The organism is Nitrosopumilus sp. S4, assembly GCF_054515835.1.
On sequence record NZ_CM137258.1, the window covers coordinates 1155060 to 1174122 of the forward strand.

The window sequence follows — 19063 nt, forward strand, 5'->3', positions numbered from 1 at the left end:
GATTGACCAAAGGCCTCATTTTAGAATGAAATTGAGGAAAAGTTGAGCTAGTTGTTAAAGTGATATATCTTAAAACCATGAAAAAATATCTATTTTTTCAGTATTAAGGCATACGTAGGAATTATTCCTTAACATAGTCACAGTTGGGGCATTTCTTTTCAATAATTTTAGCACCACATTCCAGACAGATACCTTCACCAATTTCACGAGTTATAGATTGCTTTCTCTTGCCTACATAGAATTTGATACCAAAATACATCAGAGTAACAATAATGGCAGCATAAATGGGAGCCATAAATGGCATCAACCCAATCATAAAAAGAAACAATCCAACAATCAATACAATATCTCGTTTTTCAAATTTCAATAAAATCAAGAAATCTAAGAATTGATAAAAAGATGCCGGAGCTCAGTGCCATTAGTTTACTTCATATCAAAGTCAATTCTCTAACTCATCTTCATTGCTCGGCAATTAGTTTAGATTGATTTTATTTATAAAATAATTAGTGGTGGGATTGGAGTGATTTGAACACTCGATCTCTGCGTCCCAAACGCAGAATCATACCAAGCTAGACCACAATCCCAGTAAGCCCAGAAACTCGCCCAATTTAAGCTTCACAGATAATCATTTTAAAGGCAGTCAAAGGATCAAAAACGTGCAATCTGAAGACTATATCAAAGCAGGAAAAATTGCAGCAGAGGTCAGAGAGAACGTCAGAGTCAAAGACTGGATTGGAAAATCAGTTTATGATATTTGTGAAGAAGTAGAAAATGAAATTAAAAAAAGAGGAGCCAAATGTGCATTTCCAGTAAATGCAAGTATTAATGAAATTGCAGCACATTATACTGCAGAACCAAACGACCCAATTACAATAAAAGATACAGATTTAGTAAAAATTGATCTAGGTGCACAAATTAACGGATACATTGCAGATACAGCTGTTACTGTTTGTTATGATACACAATATGACGGCTTGGTACAAGCTGCAGAAGAAGCATTAAGAAATGCAATGGCTATGATAAAAGAAGGGGTAAAAGCTAGCGATGTTGGAAGAACTATTGAAACTACAATAAAACAAATGGGATACAAACCAATTGCAAATCTTAGTGGGCATTCATTAGAACAATACACAATACATGCAGGAAAATCAATTCCAAATATTTGGTCAATTGGAGGTTTCACTCTCTCATCAAATTCAGCATATGCTTGTGAGCCTTTTGTTACAACAGAACAGGGAGGAGGATTTGTTAGAAATGGACAAATAAAAAATATTTTTGCATTAAACTCAAGAAAGAAAACAAAAAATGATGAGGCAGATAAATTACTGGATTTTATATGGAATAATTTTAACATGTTGCCATTTGCATTAAGATGGTTAACAAAAGAATGGGATGAGAAAAAAGCAAGAGAGTTATTGGAAATTCTAATAAAGAAAAAAGCTGTTCAGGCATATCCAGTATTAATTGAAGTAAATGAACAAAGAGTTGCCCAAGCAGAGCACACATTCATTCCAAATGAGAGTGGAGTAACAATTACTACAAAGGCAATTTAACTAGAGTAAAAATGAGTGATGAGATAAGCCCTTGTCCAAAATGTGCAGGTTTTATGTTTAAAGAACATGGTGAAAGTGCATCATGGTTTTGTCCAAAGTGCAATATAAAATTCAGAACAAAATAAAAAAATTATTGTTCTAGAGTCTCAGCAAATATTTTTTCAATTCTAGTTGACCCATTGCATGATGAACATTTTGAGGATGTTTGAAATAAAACATCTCCTTCAGTGAATTTTCTTTTTCGTAGCATACTGCATTGTTGACATTTTTCAACAGAATAAGCAACAGTGGTTTTTTTCTTTGAAAACATTATTGAGGCACCCCAGAAGTATTTCCAACACCTATAATCAATACTGAATCACCAGAATTTGTATTTTCATCAATCATCTCATAAACTTGTGACATAACATTATCTGCTTGATCTGAAATTTCTTTAGTCATCAAAGTGATTGCCTCTTTTACTGATTGTTTAATGACTATAGAAAATAATGGGATGTTGTTAGTGGTTGCAATTTCTTCAATATGGAATTTTTCTGTTCCAATCCCACCAATTGCTGCACCAAAACCTTGTGCAATTGTTGCCGAGTCTTCTCCCTCCATCTTCAATGCAGCGTCAATCATTATTATTGTATTAATTTTATTTTTAGAGATGATTTCCTTTAATGCATCTGCAGGTCGTCCAACAGTAGAACCAGGTCCTTCAGCTTTTAACAGAAATAGATTTCGTTCTTTATATTCTGTTTTTGCAAGAACAGTTTGAAATGCAACTGTCTCTTTATCACAATCAAGCATCATCTTTCCTACAATCATAGGTCCAATACCATCTCCAACTGGTTGGCCTGCTTTAAATGCAGGAATTGCATCTTTCATCGCCCCTGCTTGTTCCATGATAAATGGAAGAATCATTTGTAGTGGTAATATCAAGGGATAGTTATTTTGCTTTTTTGCAGTCAAGAACATGTGATTAATTATTTTGTAAATCATCTGTAGTGATGAGGCAATTTCAAGTAAAGTTTGTACTTTGTTTAATTCTAATTCAGAAATTTCAGGAGAAAGAGATTTGATGTGATTCCTAGTATAATCTTCTCGTAGTCTAACCATGTGTTGGATTTTATCCACAATTCCATTAGGATCCATATCTACAGGCATTATAGTAAAGTAATCCAAAAATCTATCAATTTTTTTGCTAGGTTCTTCTTTTGGATTTAGATTTTTGTTAATGTAATCAATTAACTCTTTTTTAGATTCGTTTCTATACTCATCAAGTTTACCAATGCCTTTTTTTATTTCTCCAGAAGTAACGTATAGTTGAATTCTCTGACCATAGAATACAAAGAGAATGATCGGGATAATCCAAATAAGCATCATTAATGGATTAGTATCATCACCCATTGAGAATAATTGATTAAAATCAAAATTTGTAAAATTCACTAGACTCTGCGATCGTCGGATCTAAATTAAATCATTCGTATTATCTGTAGCCAATTTTACTTAAAAATTTGCAAATATCACGCACAGAAGCACAAAAATTTGGCGAGTCCTTTTATTATAGTTAAAATACAAAAAAATCTGAATATGCCACAAACAAAACCTATCGTAAGTGTGGAAAACGTTGTAGCCTCAGCAGATGTTGGGCAAAAAATGGACTTGAATGAAATCACTAGAACATTTCCAGATGTAGAATACCATCCAGATCAATTTCCAGGATTGGTATTTAGATTAAAGGTTCCAAAAACTGCAACATTGATTTTCACTTCAGGTAAAATGGTATGTACAGGTTCTAAATCAGAAGAGATGGCAAGAAAAGCCGTTAAGACTGTTGTACAAAAACTTCGTAAAGGAGGAATCAAAGTAAAAAAAGATGCAACAGTTACAATTCAAAATATTGTTGCTTCAATTAACTTGGGTGGAAAAATCCATTTAGAACAAGCAGCAAGAACTCTTCCAAGAAGCATGTATGAACCAGAACAATTTCCAGGACTTATCCATAGAATGTTAGACCCTAAAACAGTCATATTGTTATTTTCCTCAGGAAAACTTGTCTGTACGGGTGCAAAGCAAGAGCCAGATGTATACAGGTCGGTTAACAACTTGCATGCATTACTAGAAGAAAAAGATCTTATGATTTATGACTAGTCATAGATCAAACTTATTTTCATTAATTTCTTTAATTTTTACTTATAAAGACAATCAAATTTTTATACAAATTTTGTAACATAAAGCATCCGATTCAGAAAATATGGTTCCCAAAGAACCTACATTAAAAATTGGGATGAGGGGGAGATAACTTGGACTCCCTTTCAAAATATCTATTTTATAGGACTTCCCAATGGAACTTCTTCATTTACTGTTAACCAATACGGTTTATCATCAACGTCAGCTGCAAGTAACATTGCATTAGATTCAACTCCTGCCATTTTTTTTGGTTCAAGATTTGCAATGACAATTACAGTTTTACCAACAATATCTCCAGGATCATAATATTGAGCACCGCCAATAATCACATCACGTTGATCATCTTGGCCTAAATCTATCCTACCTTTTATTATTCTGGATTTTCCCTCAATAGGCGCTGTTGAAATAATCTTTGCAACTCTAATGTCTAATTTTGCAAAATCATCATATGTGATATTGGTCATAACAAATCATAATTTATCCGGTTAAAATGAATTTCGAAATCACAGTAATTCCTTTTTGTCAATTCCACTAGTTTCTATCTCATATCGAAGAGCAGCTGGTAATTCCATGTATTTTTTGTTAACCAGAATAACAATTTGATCTTCGGGAACATTAACTTTTTTCAATAATTGTCCACGTTGATGCGCATATGCATTTTTCCAAAAGCTAGATCCATCTAGCGTTCCAATTTTTGGCATATATTTTGAGGGTTTCATTTTTTTCAAGTTTAAGTTGACTGTGACGGAAGAATGGCAAATGCCATTAGAACTGGAGTTACTGTTCTGGATTTTAGGCATGTTGCCCATCACAGTCTATTTGTCATGTAAGAGGATTCTAATATATTTAATGCGGAATGTTCAGTATAGAGCATGGCTACAATTGAGGTAGAACTTGAAATTAATTCGACAATTGACAAGGTTTGGGATATCGTATCTGATATTGACAATGAACCAAAATTTTGGAAGGGCACAAAAGAGATCAAAAACATATCAAAAGAAGAAAGCAAGGTTATTAGAGAAGTCACAATTGCTTTCAGAGATCAAAAATGTCTTCAAGAAGTGAAGTTGTATCCTAAAGAGAGAATAGAGGCAAAATTTACCAAGGGAATAATTGACGGGGTAAAAATAATATCATTAAGACCCGCTGAGAATAAAACAATTCTCAAAACGTTTTGGGATATAAAATTAACAGGTATGATGGGCATGTTTACTGGAATGATTAAAAAGCATATCAAAAGCGGTACAGAGCAGGCAATGCAGAGTATCAAATTAGAAATTGAGAGATAGAATTTATGGAAATAATTCTAGATTTTTTCAATTACTCACTAACTGGAATACTAATAGGAATTTGTGGGGCATGGGTTTTTCTAATAAAATCAATGGCAAATTCATTTACTCTTACACCATATTTAGACAGATTTGAAAATATTTCAGAATCATCACCAAAAGTTTCTGTAATTTTGCCAGCAAGAAACGAAGAGGAATTTATTGGAAAGTGTTTGGATTCATTAATTAATCAAGAATACCAAAACTATGAAATTATTGTAATAGATGACTCATCAGATGATAACACAGGTAAAATAATTTCAGAATATGCAAAAAAGTATCCAAAAATAATTCCAGTTATTGCAAGACCCAAACCTGAGGGATGGATGGGGAAGAATTGGGCATGCATGGAAGGTTATAAAAAATCAACAGGAGAACTTTTGTTATTTACAGATGCAGACACCACACATGCAAAAAATACAATGAGTCTTGCAGTTTCACATTTAACATCATCTAGTTTGGATGCATTATCTGCAATTCCAAAAATGCTCACATTTGATTTTTGGACAAATGTAACACTGCCAATGATATCAACATTTCTTCATTCTAGATTCTCAGCATTAAATGTCAATAATCCAGCAAAAAAAACAGGTTATTTTTTTGGAAGTTTTTTCATAATTAAAAGAACTGCATATGAACAAGTCGGCATGCATGAAGGCGTAAAACATGAAATTATAGAAGATGGAGCACTAGGAAAAAAAGTAAAAGAGTTAGGATACAAAATAAAACTAGTCAGAGGAGAGCATCTAATCCAAGCAGTTTGGGCTAGAGACAAAGAAACACTATGGAATGCCTTGAAAAGATTAATGATTCCATTATATCTTCAAAGTGGAAAAATAGCAATTGGGATTTTTATTGCAATAGTATTTTTGTTATTTATTCCATTCCCAATATTTACAATTTCAGTGTTATCACCAGTAGAATCATTATCATCAAAAGCATTATGCATATCATCTACCATAGCATCATTATTGATTTACACAGGAGCAATTATGGAAATTAAAGTGGGTCTAAAGTTGAAATTAAAATATGCATTTTTTGCACCACTTGGTAGTTTAGTTGTAGTGTTAGGATTTTTGAGTGGTTTACTTCAGGCAAAGAGTTCATCTTCAGTATCTTGGAGAGGAAGGAGTTACTCTATGAAAGATCATACTCAAAGTTCCTTAAGTGTATAGTAATCCTTTTAGATAGAAAACAGAGAATAAAAAATCTCATGGACAAGTCAGGTTTGTTTGTAGGTGGGGGAATTGGAGCAGCTGTAGTAATTGGAATTTTTCTAGTAGTTTTTACAACAGTACCAGAATCAATTGATCCAGAAATCATAGTAGATGAAAATCATATTCCAAATGCAATAGGAGAGTCCACAGATGTTTTTTCAAAAAAATTATCTCTAGTTGAAATTTTTGAAAAATCAGAACCAGGAGTCGTAAGAGTTAATGTTCAAAGAGGAGAAGAATCCGAAAGAGGAGGAGTGGGTTCGGGTTTTGTTTTTGATAAAAAAGGACACATTATCACAAATGCCCACGTAGTGGATAATGCAAAAAAAGTTATTGTGACTTTTCTTGATGGTCGCTCTTATAATGCAGAAATAATCGGAGTGGATAAATTTACAGACATTGCAGTTATCAAAGTAAATTCAGATTTAGTATTATTACATCCTTTATCTCTTGGAGATTCATCAAATCTCAAAGTCGGAGAACAAATTGCCGCAATTGGAAACCCATTTGGGCTATCAGGTTCAATGACATCAGGCATAGTAAGTCAATTAGGAAGATTACTCCCATCGGGTGCAGGGTATTCAATACCAGATGTAATTCAAACAGATGCAGCTATAAATCCAGGGAATTCAGGAGGCCCACTAATCAACATGAGAGGAGGTGTTGTAGGAATTAACACAGCAATTCAATCCACAACTGGAGAATTTACAGGTGTAGGATTTGCCATTCCATCACAGACAGTTGCAAAAATAGTTCCAACATTAATTGAAAAAGGAGAATACAAACATCCTTGGATTGGAATTGCAGGCCGCGATATTGATCCAGATTTAGCAAATGTTTTAGAATTAACTGAGGCAGTGGGATTTTTGGTAATTACGGTTGTAAAAGACAGTCCTGCAGAAAAAGCAGGGTTGATTGGTTCAGATAAAACAATTGAAGTTGATGGAATTAATTTTCCAGTTGGTGGAGATATTATTTTATCAGTAGATGGGATTGAAGTAAGAAAAATTGATGATATTTTAATACATCTTCAAAGAGCAAAATCAGTAGGCGATGAAATGGTTTTAGAAATACTCAGAGATGGAAGAACAACTAATGTCACAATAACACTTCAAGAAAGACCAAATGGGAATTAATCCAATACAAGCATAAATACAGCTAGACAAGAATTCTTTCTGTTGAATAATCTTGTCTTAAACTCTGAGAGTTTAAACAACGTATTAGAGAATAAGACAATAAATCGTCAAGATATTCTAAGTATTTATGAAAAATCTAAAATCGAATCTGAGGAATTATTTTTTGCTGCACAAAAACTTAGAACAAAATATAAAAAAAACACAGTGACATTCTCAAAAAAAGCTTTTTTCAATATTGTAAATCTGTGTAAAGATACTTGTTCATATTGCACATACAAGTCTGAACCTGGAGAAGAAAAATTATCATTAATGTCAAAACACCAAATTTCTGAGCTCTTACAATTAGCAAAAAAATACAATTGTGTTGAGGCACTCTTTGTTACTGGAGAAAAACCAGAGCAAAGATATCAAGAAGCACGTGAGTGGTTAAGAGAAAATGGATTCAAATCAACAAGTGAATATCTGATTCATTCTTCAGAGCAGGCATTAGAAGCAGGATTATTTCCACATACAAATGCAGGGAATCTAACTTTTGAGGAAATGAAAGAATTGAAAAAAACAAATGTTTCAATGGGAATAATGCTTGAAAATGTCAGTGACAGATTGACAAAAAAAGGAATGCCACATTATTTGGCATCAAGTAAAAAACCAAAAGAAAGATTGAAAGTTTTGGAGAATTCTGGTAGACTAGGCATTCCAATGACAACTGGGATTCTTGTAGGAATTGGTGAAACTATTGAAGAAATTATTGATTCAATAATTGCAATAAAAGAACTACATCAGAAATATGAGAATATTCAAGAAATAATTTTGCAAAATTTTCAACCAAAACCAGATACAATCATGAGCAACACACCATCAACTGATGAAAAATATTTCAAAACCGTGGTTGCATTAACCAGAATTATAATGCCCAAAATGAATATACAAATTCCCCCAAACCTATCACCAAAATCTTATCAAAGTTTTCTTTCAGTAGGAATAAACGATTGGGGAGGGATATCTCCTTTAACACCAGATTTTGTAAATCCAGAATTTGCATGGCCAGAAATCAACAAGGTAGAAAAAAATTCAAAGAAATCAGGATTTGAACTAAAATGTAGATTTCCAGTATATCCAGAATTCTTTTCTCTTATTAGCAAAGAGTTAAGAGATAAGATGTCGTTGATTGAAGATGAGGATGGGTTGGTAAGAGAGGATTATTGGAAATGACAAACATGGACTCACTTTTTAAAAATGCTGACCCAATAGTGGCAGAGATTCTAAACAATGCGCTATCAGAAAAGGAGATATCGGCAGAGGAAGGACTAGAACTTTACAAAACACAAGGTGTGGATTTTCATTTAGTTGGATTTGTAGCTAATGAATTACGAAAGAGAAGAGTAGGAGATATTGTATCATATGTAGTTAATAGAAATATCAATTTTACAAATGTCTGCATAAAACAATGTGGTTTTTGTGCATTTAGCAGAGATTTTAGAGAAGAGGAAGGATATTTTCTTCCAACAGAGGAAATTGTAAGAAGAGCAAAGGAAGCACATCAATTAGGAGCAACAGAAGTTTGCATTCAAGCTGGCTTGCCTCCAGATATGGAAGGAGGTTTGTATGAAAATATCTGCAAAGAGATAAAAAAAGAGATACCAGATATCCATATTCATGGATTTTCGCCTGAAGAAATCCTATACGGTTCAAAAAGATCGGGAGTATCAATTGAGGAATTTCTAAAAAGAATGAAAGAGGCAGGAGTAAATACACTTCCAGGTACATCAGCTGAAATACTTGATCAAAAATTAAGAGACAAAATATCTCCAGGAAGAATCACTGTTAAAGAATGGGAGAAAGTTATCAAAGCCGCTCATAATTTAGGAATAAACACCACATCCACAATGATGTTTGGGCATTTAGAAACTCTAGAAGAAAGAGTCAAACATATTGAAAAATTAAGAGACATTCAAAAAGAAACAAAAGGCTTTACAGAATTTGTACCATTAAATTTCATTCACACTGAAGCTCCAATGTATAAGCATCAGTTACATGAAGGAATTAGAAAAGGAGGTAGCGGTAATGATGTATTGTTAACACATGCCATTGCTAGAATAATGTTAAACAATTTTATCAACAACATACAAATGTCGTGGGTAAAAGAAGGTCAAAAAATGTCTCAGTTATTACTAATGTGGGGAGCAAATGACTTTGGCGGTACATTAATCAACGAAAGTATTTCTACATCGGCTGGATCAGAACATGGACAACTACTAAAACCAAAAGAGATTAGAAGAATGGTTAAAGAAATCGGAAGAATTCCTGCTGAAAGAAATACCCAATATGAAATTCTAAAAAAATTCGATAATGAAAATGAATTTGAAGAAGAATTAGATAAAGTTACAGACACATCACAATTTGGATCATATATTGAATTAATCAAAATTAACAAATTCAAATATACAAATCCTAGGAGAGAGTAATTGTCTGCCTTAGAAAAGGCATTAAATCATTCTAAAAAAATAGGGATTGATGAAGCAGAAATAGTTGTGATTAAAAAAAAGATCACCACTGTTAGAATTACAGATTCTGAAATTGCAGAAATCAAACAGAATTTTGATGAAAATTATGGAATAAGGTTAATTCAAAATAAAAAAATAATATCTGTTCAAACGACAAATCAAGAAGAAATTGAGAAATCAATCGATGAAGCAATTTTCACAATTTCAAGTTTAAAACCAAGAGGTTTTTGGAATGGGTTACCTCACAAAACAACTACAAAAAAAATCAACGGCATCTATGATAAAAAACTTGAAGATATTTCAGGTAAAACAGCTACGGACATAGCACAAAATATGATAAATTCTGCCTGCAATAGTAAAATTAAAACTATTACAGGATCACTCAATATCGTTTATGAAGATTTTGAATTAGAAAATTCTAATGAGTTAAATTTTAAAGATAAAGCAACATATATCTCAGGAATAATTAATGCTGAATCAGAATTAGGCACAACTCCAGTATCAGGGATTGGACATGATTGTTGTAGAACCTTAGCAAATTTTTTTGCTGAAAAAATAGGCGAAGAAGCAAAATCTATGTGCATTGAATCAATCAATCCTAAAAAAATAGATACTGGTAAATACGATATTATTTTTGAACCGTACTCTGTAGGTGAACTGTTAGCATTTGTTGTTGCAACAAATTTTAACTTAAAAACATTTTCAGAAAAGAAAAGTTGTTTTTCAAATAATTATGATGATCAAATAGCAATTAACGAATTAACACTAAGCGATGATCCTCATATTCCAGAGGGAGTTGGAACAAAGAGTACTGATGATGAAGGTGTGATGACCGAAAAGAATAATTTCATTGAAAAGGGAGTTTTTAAAAATACTTTTTCTAATTTGTTTGATAGTTACAAAGAAGGGAGGAAATCAACAGGAAATGCATGTAGGTTAGGATCACCTATGGGAAGAAGTTCAGATCCAATTACAATATCTGCACCACATAATCTTACAGTATCCAAGGGAGATTTTTCTCAAAATGAATTAATCAAAGATACTAAACATGGATTGGTAGTTGGAAGATTGTGGTATACATATGCTGTAAATCCAATTAAAGGTGATTTTTCTTGCACTGCAAGAAGCGGAATACGAGTAATTGAAAATGGAGAAATCAAAAGTGCTGGAAAATCAGTTAGAATAATTCACAATCTTCCAAGAATGTTAAAAAATATTTCTGGAATTGGAAATAATCAAACCAGGGTGATACAATGGGCATCTCTTCCATCAATCACTCCATCAATTAGAGTTCAAAGTATTGAAGTAAATTCAATTTAATACAAAATTTAGGCACAAATTATTTGAAAAAAGTGATGACAAGATAGGCAACATACCCCATAGCAAGACCAACTCCCATAACCCTATTGACAATTCCAGTCTTAATAGCAATAAGTAATGATGCACTAAAAATTATCATTACTGCATAATCCAGATAGACATCAGAACTAATAATCACCCCACCAAGAGCAGCACCAACTCCCATAATCATCAAAATATTGTAAATATTACTTCCAATGATATTTCCAATTCCAATGTCAGAGTGACCTTTTCTGATGGCTATCAAAGAAGTGATTAACTCTGGAAGAGAAGTTCCAATAGCAATTACAGTTAATCCTATAATTTTTTCAGATAATCCAAATTCTTTTGCTAAAATGACAGCATTGTCAACTGTTAGAATTGCACCAACATACAACAAAGCAATACCAAGTCCAATCAGTCCAATTGATTTGAGATATACATTATTTTTTCCTTCAACTGAATTTTCATCCTTTTCATCTCTATGTTTTAGTGCATCCTTAATTGTATAATATGAAAAAATTCCCAATACTGCCAATAGTAAAATACCATCATATTGAGAAAGTTCACCATCAATTGAAATCAAAACAAGTAAAAATGAGACAGCTAACATTATTGGAATTTCTTTTCGTAAAAGAGATTTGTTCACCACAACAGGTACAATCATTGCTGCAACACCAATAACCATCCCAACATTAGCAATATTACTTCCAATAATATTTCCTAAAATTATTGCACTGTGTTCACCTGCTGCTGCAACACTGGCTGCAAGTTCAGGAGTAGATGTCCCGTAAGCCACAATAGTCATCCCAATTACCAAATTACTAATTCGGAATTTTTTGGCAATTGCAACACCACCACTGACTAACCAATTACCACCAAAACACAACATTACTAATCCAACAATTGTCAGAATTGCATTAAGAACAATTTCCACAATATAATTTCACATAATGATTGTTTAAATGAGATGATTTACTAAAAATTCACAATTTTAGCAATTCCAATTAAGGATAAAGAGCAGATTTAGGTACAAATATCAAGTAAATTTGTAAAAATCTATCTATTCAGTTTTAGTCTCAATATTCAATTTTGAGTGCACGTAATCAATGATTTTAAAATAATCAGAACGTGGTTCAGTACTTATCAAAAACAACTCGTTTGAATTTATTGGAATAGTAATCATGGTTACTTTTTCATATTCAGTAATTGATGATCTTTCTTTACCTATTTTATATGCCAAATTTGTATAAAGTTCTCTTTTTTGGATTGCATAGTGAATCGACATGCTCACTTGATCTCCAGATAGCATTTGCTCAACATTTTCTTTTGGCCCACCTGCTACTATCTCTCCTTTGATATTTGCAATTCCTGCAAATCTTACATTAGTATCTAAATCAAGGACTTGTTTAGTTAACTCGTCATAATTGATTGTCAATTTTTTGTCCCAGATGTTTTTTTCTTTCTAAATATTTCATCTTTCTCTTTCAAATTGTCAGTATATGTATCCATATCAAGCATGAATTCTTCTTCCTCTGAATACGCAGATTCTGCATGCTCGCTAATATCTAATCCGATATCTTCTACTTCAGGTGAAACTCTAATTCCGATTAGATGTTTAAGCACTTGTAATATCACCCAAGTTCCACCAAATCCCATGGCAGCTGCAACGCCTACTCCAACAGCTTGAATCCATAATTGATCTGGATTTCCAAATAGCAATCCATCCACACCACCAGGATTTATTGCAGTACTTGCAAAGATTCCAATTGCCAATGCACCAACTATTCCTGCAACACCGTGAACGGAGCTAACATCAAGTGCATCATCAATTTTTAATTTTTCTTTAAACAGTACCACACCAGAGTAAGATATCACACCGATTGCAATTCCAATTACAAATGCATGCTCAGCACTAACAAATCCAGAAGCTGGGGTAATTCCTGCCAATCCTGCAATTGCACCATTAATTGTTGCCACAACAGAAGGTTTTCCTGTTCGAACCCAAGAAAGTCCAGCCCAAATTAAAGCAGAAACTGAAGATGCCATATGAGTTACAATTACAGTGTTTCCAGCAACTCCACCTGAAGCAGACAATGCACTGCCTGCATTGAAACCAAACCACCCAAGCCATAGCAATGACGAGCCAAGAACTGCAAGTGGAATGCTATGTGGAATCATTATAGCAGGACCATAGTGTCTTCTCTTTCCAAGTACCAGTGCAGCAGCTAAGGCTGCCATACCCACACTAGTGTGAATTACTATACCACCTGCAAAATCAACCACGCCAAGTTGAGCTAACCAACCACCACCCCAAACCCAATGAACTAATGGATAATAGATCAGCATTGACCATGCAGCAATAAATATGATAAATGAACTAAATTTCATTCTCTCTGCAATAGTTCCTGTAAGTAATAGAGGAGTGATTGCAGCAAACATTAATTGGAATTTAACAAAGAGTACGCCTGGAATTGTTGGAGCATATTGTTCTAATGGCGCATCAGACGGAACACCTTTCAAAAATACCCAATCCATATTTCCAACTAATCCTTGAGATGAAGGACCAAATGACAAACTAAATCCAAACACAAACCACATCACACTTAACAATGCCAAACCAAAGAAGATCTGCATGAAAATTGAGGCAGCATTCTTTTTTCTAAGTAAACCAGATTCAAAAAGACCCAATGCAGGGATCATTAGTAGAACAAGACTTCCAGCAACAAGCATCCACGCTGTATCCCCAGAGTCCAAAACCATAATGAAAAAATTATCTTAAAATTAATAACAATGTCTAAAATTGATGCTCAATTGATTATCATTTGGACATCAAAATCAGAAATTATATTTGTGTAATTATCATATCTATTACTAAATGCTCAAAGTAGAAGTAATTTTAGGAAATAATGATGTCATGAACATTAGTGAGGGTCTCAAAGAGATCAATGTCGGAGGACTAACAGTCTCCAAAGTCAGAGGTAGAGGAAAGAATCCCGGTCCTGAAATTCATGCCTCAAAAGGAAGTGAAATTTTTGTTCCCCAATTCAGTGACAAATACAAGCTCGAAGTAATCATTCCAGATTCCAAAGAAGATGAAGTGGTCAGCATCATTAAAAAGAATTCCAGAATGGGCAAGATCTTCATATCACAAATTCTAAGAGCAGTAGACATCGTCACAGATGATGAAGGCGAAGTGACAATCTAGATGAATATGGATTTTTTGCGCAAAAGCAAATTGTTTCAAAGAGCAGAGATGAAACCACTTAACTCTAGAGACTATGTTAAAGTTGCAGCAATAATCGGAATCATTGTCATACCCTTACTTGTTGGCCTAGCAGTATGAAAGTATCAAAAATTTTCATAGCAAAATTATCACTTGCCGTAGTAGGTATGACGTTAATTGGATTGTATTTATTTTTACCAGTAATGTGATTGTTAAAAATCACCAAAATTATTTTCGTAAAGCATCGTAGGGTTTTTCAATTGTTTTTCTAATGTAGGAAGAGATTTCATAATGCAATAATTTGTAAAGTCGCTAAATGATTTTATTCTATAATCATCTCTAAGTTTTTCTTTATTTTCCTCATAGATTACTTGTAGTTTATGTAAAGTAAATTTTTGTAATGGGACAAACCTACTACGTTTAGGCAATGTACGAGATTTAGTTTTTGGTAATTCAGCAATTTCAAGGTCTTGGTTTCCATCAAGAGTATCCATATCCACGACTTCTTCCATTTCAGAAACAAAGATTTTTCCTCCATGATTAGATGACAACCCAGAATTTTTGGAAATCATCTCAACTACTTTTCTTGCATCTTTATCGGATACAACCATCTCAATTTTTGCCAATGGTATTGACTGTAATCCACTAGAACCAATTCGAGATCCTTTTGATTCATCATAAATTTGGTTATCATCTAAATTTCGTTTATCAATAATGTAAGTTCCAACAGTACTCAAGACTGTCTTAATTGATGGAAAATTTTTTCGTTTAATTACAGCCTCAATTTTTTTCATGAAAAATTTCACATTAGAGGGCTATTTATCAGAATTGTTTGTTATCAAATATTAAATCAAAAATCACCATTATTTGATCGCTCAATTCATACTAGATACATAATTTAGGTGTAAAAAAATCAGCTAGGAAGATCAACAAAGCTCAAGTTAAAGACTAATAAGGTAATGTACCGTACTATACGGTATAATGCGAGCAAGATTAACATATGTACCACTAGAAGTGGCAGACCAATTTGGGGATTTTATCATAAAAAGAGATGAACAAATTCTCGATGCAGTAAAAGCAAGGACAAAGGATTACAGTACACTATCGCTCTTGAAATTACTATATCAACTCAGAGGAAATCCAATGACATTCTCAGATCTATATTCAAAATCAAAGATCAGAATGAAAAAATCATTTTTGAATTATCTACATCTATGTGTAGATTACAACTTCATAAAAAAAGAGCCAGTAGGAGCAAATGTGATTTATACAATTACAGACAAGGGGCGAGTAATGCTGAGTTTATTTATGCAAAAAGATAACTAGTGAAAGAAAAGCAAGGCAGGTAATTAAAATACCATAGCAGAAAAAATTACTGAAAACAACCTAACCAAAAGAGTGCAAAATACTCGCTCAGCAAAGTAATTAGATAGAAGAAATCGACGTAAACAGTGCAAAGTGAATTTCCAGAAGCAGAAGTATATGAGATTAAGAAGGTAGAACTAAAAAGCCCAATAATATTTGCAGGGTTTGTAGGTGCGGGATTAGTAGGACCAGTTGCAATTAATCACATCATAGAAAAATTAGAAATGGTTGAAATTGGATTAATGAGATCAAAATACCTTCCACCATCAACAGTGTTCATGAAGGGAAGACTGCGTCATCCATTCAGATTCTATGCAAATCAGAAAGGCACCGTTTGTGCAATAATTTGTGAGATAACATTGAGAATGGAGGGACTTTATTCTCTGGTATCATCAATTTTAGATTGGGCAGCAGTGAAAGGATCAAAAGAGATTGTGATTTTAGATGGAGTTGCAAGTGAGGAACACGATAAAAAAGCATATTGTGCAGCTGAAGAAGATCTAGTTAGAACAATGGCCGATAAAGACATCAACATGATTCCACAGGGATTCATAACGGGAATACCAGGAGGCATACTAAATGAATGCCTCATGAGGGAGATTCAAGGAGTAACTCTACTAGTAAAAGCAAACAACACAGCACCAGATTCTGCGGCTGCTGCTACGTTAATTGAGGCACTAAACAGGTTTTATGAAATGAACATAGATACAAAAGAACTTCAAGAAGACAGAGATAGAATAAACTCAGAATTCAGTGAATTATCTCAAAAATATGTAAAGCATAGAGAAGAGATAGCTGGAATGTATATGTGATCTAGATAGCAGGCAAATTCTTTTATTCAAAGCAGATGCGCAACAAACTATGACTCTGACTTACAAGAAAGCAGGTGTAGATATTTCTAAAATAAAACAGAGTCAATTAGCAATCGGAAAACTAATTTCATCAACCCACAAATTACAGAAAAAAGCAAAGATAGCACACGGGTTTGGTCATTATGCAGGAATTGTAGAAATTCCAGGAGGAAAGCTTTTGGCAACGCATACAGATGGAGTAGGAACCAAAGTAGTCATTGCGAACATGATGAAAAAATACAATACAATAGGAATTGATTGTGTTGCAATGAATGTAAATGACATAATATGCATAGGTGCAACACCAATTTCATTTGTAGATTATATTGCAGCAAACAAAAATGATCAACAAATATTCAAAAAAATAGTTGAAGGGTTAGTTACAGGAGCAAAAAAATCGGCAATGCCAATAGTTGGAGGAGAAACTGCAATAATGCCAGACGTTATTGAAGGGAAAGGATTTGCATTTGATTTAGCAGGAATGGTAGTGGGACTAGTAGAAAAAAAAGAGATGGTTCTTGGAAACAAAATAAAACCAGGAGATGTGATCATAGGAGCAAGCAGTAGTGGAATTCATTCAAATGGCTATTCACTTGCAAGAAAAGCATTACTAAAAAAATATTCAATAAATGATAAAGTCAAAGGAGTGGGGAAGATAGGGGAGGCCTTACTAAAACCAACTGAGATATACACAAAACCAGTTTTAGATATAATTCAAAAAACCAAAGTCAATGGATTGGCTCACATTACAGGAGGAGCGTTTATCAAATTATTACGCCTAAAAAAGACAGGTTATCAGATAGACTCACTGCCAAAAATACCACCAATAATGGGATTAGTGGAGGAACAGGGGGTAAAACCAGAGGAAATGTACAAGACTTTCAACATGGGCGTAGGGTTTTGTGTAATTGCACCAAAAGAAAATTCTACAATAATCAGATCAATTTTTAAAAAATATAAGATCTCAAGTCAAGAAATAGGAGAAATTATTTCAAAGAAGGGAGTGTTTGTAAATTCTAAAAAAATTGCATAATAAAGCAAAAAATAATTTTTCAGACAGTATCACCTTATATGACACATTTCTAAAGCAATTATAGAGATGGCAGCAGAGGCACATTTTATTCAAACAATCATCGGCGTAGGAATACTGCTATTTGCAGCCAAACTAATGGCAGAGCTTTTCCTTAGATTAAAACTTCCAATTGTTCTTGGAGAGCTTTTGGCAGGAATGATAGTTGGCCCATTTGCATTAGGAGGACTTTTCGTAATAGATGGAAAACAATTGTTACAGATTAACGATGAAATAAAAATTCTAGGAGAAATGGGAGCTATTGTCATATTGTTTATGGCAGGACTTGAGATGACACCCAAGGAATTTCTAAAAGGAGGTAAAGCATCATTTACGGTAGGAACACTAGGAGTAGTCGTTCCATTTTTTGCAGGTCTAGCAGTTTTTCAGATGTTTGGTTTTGATGCATTACAATCAATGTTAATCGCTACGGCACTTACAGCAACAAGTATTGCTATTTCAATTCAAGTCTTAAGCGAATTTGGTAAAATAAAAACTCCCGAAGCCAGATTAATCATAGGAGCTGCAGTGGTTGACGATATTTTGGCCATTGCAGTGTTATCAGTCGTATCATCTATTGCAGGTGCTGAAGGAGGAGTAGACAATATCGATATTACAGAAGTAGTAATTACAATTTTACAAGTACTAGGATTCTTTGCAGTAATGTTAATTGTTGCAGTAGTAGTGATTCCAAGAATCATTACCCCAAGATTATGGAAGGCCAAAGGCAGTGTGGAGGGAATTGCAACAGCGTCGTTTTTTGGCGCAGCAGCACTTGCAGGATCCATAGGATTGTCGCCAATTGTGGGAGCATTTGCAGTCGGAATGGCATTATCAACCACCAAGGTATTTGAAAAAGTTGAAAATTACATAGGAAAGATTGGGTTAATCTTTGCACCGTTATTCTTTGCAATAATTGGAGCGCAAGTAGATCTCAGAGCAGTTGATTTGAATATTTTGTTTATTAGTTCAGTGGTAATCGCTGTAGCAGTTGTAACAAAATTGTTGGGTTGTGGATTGCCAGCAATGTTGTTTTTGAAAAACAGAGCTCAGGGAATGAGAGTAGGAATTGGAATGATATCAAGAGGAGAAGTAGGATTGATAGTTGCAGGAGTGGGTGTGGGTGCAGGAATTCTAACATCAGAAGTGTATTCCACAATTGTCATCATGGTTGCAGTAACAACTATCATCACTCCAATTTGGTTGAAAATGGAATATAGAAAAGAGCAAAAAAAGGGCACGGGTTCTACGGAACAGAGTATTGAGCAAAAACCAGAATAAATCAGCAAATAGTGTTAAAT

Annotated in this window: 22 protein-coding genes and 1 tRNA gene; 13 read left to right on the plus strand and 10 right to left on the minus strand. The window is 33.7% G+C overall.

Features of this window, described 5'->3' with window-relative positions; all coding sequences use genetic code 11:
- Positions 1–121 precede the first annotated feature (121 nt).
- Positions 122–367: a hypothetical protein gene (locus tag ACX119_RS06740; RefSeq protein WP_459350525.1), complete on the minus strand. Its 246-nt coding sequence runs from the start codon at positions 365–367 to the stop codon at positions 122–124.
- A gap of 140 nt (positions 368–507) precedes the next feature.
- Positions 508–584 (minus strand) — tRNA-Pro (locus ACX119_RS06745).
- Between the two features lie 72 nt (positions 585–656).
- Here ACX119_RS06745 and map point away from each other — a divergent pair.
- The gene (gene map, locus ACX119_RS06750; RefSeq protein WP_459350526.1) at positions 657–1553 is read left to right on the plus strand and encodes a type II methionyl aminopeptidase; all 897 of its coding nucleotides are present in this window, start codon (positions 657–659) and stop codon (positions 1551–1553) included.
- 130 nt (positions 1554–1683) lie between these two features.
- On the opposite strand, the gene ACX119_RS06755 is transcribed toward map, so the two are convergent.
- Positions 1684–1863, minus strand: coding sequence for a hypothetical protein (locus tag ACX119_RS06755; RefSeq protein ID WP_459350527.1), 180 nt, complete (start codon positions 1861–1863; stop codon positions 1684–1686).
- Positions 1863–2984, minus strand: coding sequence for a DUF1512 domain-containing protein (locus ACX119_RS06760; protein ID WP_459350528.1), 1122 nt, complete (start codon positions 2982–2984; stop codon positions 1863–1865). The genes ACX119_RS06755 and ACX119_RS06760 overlap by 1 nt, the downstream gene beginning before the upstream one ends.
- Before the next feature lie 144 nt (positions 2985–3128).
- Between ACX119_RS06760 and ACX119_RS06765 the strand changes: the two genes are divergently transcribed.
- Positions 3129–3689 carry a TATA-box-binding protein gene (locus ACX119_RS06765; RefSeq protein ID WP_297591879.1) on the plus strand — a complete coding sequence of 187 codons (561 nt, stop codon included), beginning with the start codon at positions 3129–3131 and terminating at the stop codon, positions 3687–3689.
- Between the two features lie 173 nt (positions 3690–3862).
- On the opposite strand, the gene ACX119_RS06770 is transcribed toward ACX119_RS06765, so the two are convergent.
- Both ACX119_RS06770 and ACX119_RS06775 read right to left on the minus strand, forming a co-directional pair.
- Positions 3863–4192 carry a tRNA-binding protein gene (locus ACX119_RS06770; RefSeq protein ID WP_459350529.1) on the minus strand — a complete coding sequence of 110 codons (330 nt, stop codon included), beginning with the start codon at positions 4190–4192 and terminating at the stop codon, positions 3863–3865.
- A gap of 39 nt (positions 4193–4231) precedes the next feature.
- A complete protein-coding gene (locus ACX119_RS06775; RefSeq protein WP_459350530.1) occupies positions 4232–4447 on the minus strand; it encodes a hypothetical protein in 216 nt (71 codons plus the stop codon).
- A gap of 153 nt (positions 4448–4600) precedes the next feature.
- Here ACX119_RS06775 and ACX119_RS06780 point away from each other — a divergent pair, with 153 nt between their 5' ends.
- The 6 genes from ACX119_RS06780 to ACX119_RS06805 are packed head-to-tail and all read left to right on the plus strand — an operon-like array spanning position 4601 to position 11233.
- The gene (locus tag ACX119_RS06780; protein ID WP_459350531.1) at positions 4601–5017 is read left to right on the plus strand and encodes a type II toxin-antitoxin system RatA family toxin; all 417 of its coding nucleotides are present in this window, start codon (positions 4601–4603) and stop codon (positions 5015–5017) included.
- A 5-nt stretch (positions 5018–5022) separates the two neighbouring features.
- Positions 5023–6231 (plus strand): glycosyltransferase family 2 protein, encoded by a 1209-nt coding sequence (locus ACX119_RS06785; protein WP_459350532.1) that lies wholly within the window; start codon positions 5023–5025, stop codon positions 6229–6231.
- A 38-nt stretch (positions 6232–6269) separates the two neighbouring features.
- Positions 6270–7409, plus strand: a complete 1140-nt coding sequence (locus ACX119_RS06790) for a S1C family serine protease (RefSeq protein ID WP_459350533.1) — start codon at positions 6270–6272, stop codon at positions 7407–7409.
- A gap of 42 nt (positions 7410–7451) precedes the next feature.
- Positions 7452–8621 (plus strand): 7,8-didemethyl-8-hydroxy-5-deazariboflavin synthase subunit CofG, encoded by a 1170-nt coding sequence (gene cofG, locus ACX119_RS06795; RefSeq protein WP_459350534.1) that lies wholly within the window; start codon positions 7452–7454, stop codon positions 8619–8621.
- The gene (cofH, locus tag ACX119_RS06800) at positions 8618–9874 is read left to right on the plus strand and encodes a 5-amino-6-(D-ribitylamino)uracil--L-tyrosine 4-hydroxyphenyl transferase CofH (protein WP_459350535.1); all 1257 of its coding nucleotides are present in this window, start codon (positions 8618–8620) and stop codon (positions 9872–9874) included. Before cofG ends, cofH begins: the two co-directional genes overlap by 4 nt.
- Positions 9875–11233, plus strand: coding sequence for a TldD/PmbA family protein (locus ACX119_RS06805; protein ID WP_459350536.1), 1359 nt, complete (start codon positions 9875–9877; stop codon positions 11231–11233). It begins immediately after the preceding gene.
- Positions 11234–11252: 19 nt separating this feature from the next.
- Here the strand turns inward: ACX119_RS06805 and ACX119_RS06810 are convergent, their stop codons facing one another.
- From ACX119_RS06810 to ACX119_RS06820, 3 genes are all read right to left on the minus strand, one after another.
- A complete protein-coding gene (locus ACX119_RS06810) occupies positions 11253–12188 on the minus strand; it encodes a calcium/sodium antiporter (protein WP_459350537.1) in 936 nt (311 codons plus the stop codon).
- A 126-nt stretch (positions 12189–12314) separates the two neighbouring features.
- Positions 12315–12689 (minus strand): DUF6659 family protein, encoded by a 375-nt coding sequence (locus ACX119_RS06815; RefSeq protein ID WP_459350538.1) that lies wholly within the window; start codon positions 12687–12689, stop codon positions 12315–12317.
- Entirely contained in the window at positions 12686–14014 is a 1329-nt protein-coding gene (locus ACX119_RS06820) for an ammonium transporter (protein WP_459350539.1), read from the minus strand. The genes ACX119_RS06815 and ACX119_RS06820 overlap by 4 nt, the downstream gene beginning before the upstream one ends.
- A 115-nt stretch (positions 14015–14129) precedes the next feature.
- Between ACX119_RS06820 and ACX119_RS06825 the strand changes: the two genes are divergently transcribed.
- Positions 14130–14459: a P-II family nitrogen regulator gene (locus ACX119_RS06825; protein ID WP_459350540.1), complete on the plus strand. Its 330-nt coding sequence runs from the start codon at positions 14130–14132 to the stop codon at positions 14457–14459.
- A gap of 230 nt (positions 14460–14689) precedes the next feature.
- Here the strand turns inward: ACX119_RS06825 and ACX119_RS06830 are convergent, their stop codons facing one another.
- Positions 14690–15271, minus strand: coding sequence for a P-II family nitrogen regulator (locus ACX119_RS06830; RefSeq protein ID WP_459350541.1), 582 nt, complete (start codon positions 15269–15271; stop codon positions 14690–14692).
- A gap of 184 nt (positions 15272–15455) precedes the next feature.
- On the opposite strand from ACX119_RS06830, the gene ACX119_RS06835 reads away from it, so the two are divergent.
- The 4 genes from ACX119_RS06835 to ACX119_RS06850 all read left to right on the plus strand — a co-directional run bounded on the left by ACX119_RS06835 (position 15456) and on the right by ACX119_RS06850 (position 19043).
- Positions 15456–15803, plus strand: coding sequence for a hypothetical protein (locus tag ACX119_RS06835; protein WP_459352010.1), 348 nt, complete (start codon positions 15456–15458; stop codon positions 15801–15803).
- Positions 15804–15928: 125 nt separating this feature from the next.
- Positions 15929–16654, plus strand: coding sequence for a proteasome assembly chaperone family protein (locus ACX119_RS06840; protein WP_459350542.1), 726 nt, complete (start codon positions 15929–15931; stop codon positions 16652–16654).
- 49 nt (positions 16655–16703) lie between these two features.
- Positions 16704–17726, plus strand: coding sequence for a phosphoribosylformylglycinamidine cyclo-ligase (gene purM / locus ACX119_RS06845; RefSeq protein WP_459350543.1), 1023 nt, complete (start codon positions 16704–16706; stop codon positions 17724–17726).
- A 66-nt stretch (positions 17727–17792) separates the two neighbouring features.
- Positions 17793–19043: a cation:proton antiporter gene (locus ACX119_RS06850; RefSeq protein WP_459350544.1), complete on the plus strand. Its 1251-nt coding sequence runs from the start codon at positions 17793–17795 to the stop codon at positions 19041–19043.
- The last annotated feature ends 20 nt before the right edge of the window (positions 19044–19063 follow it).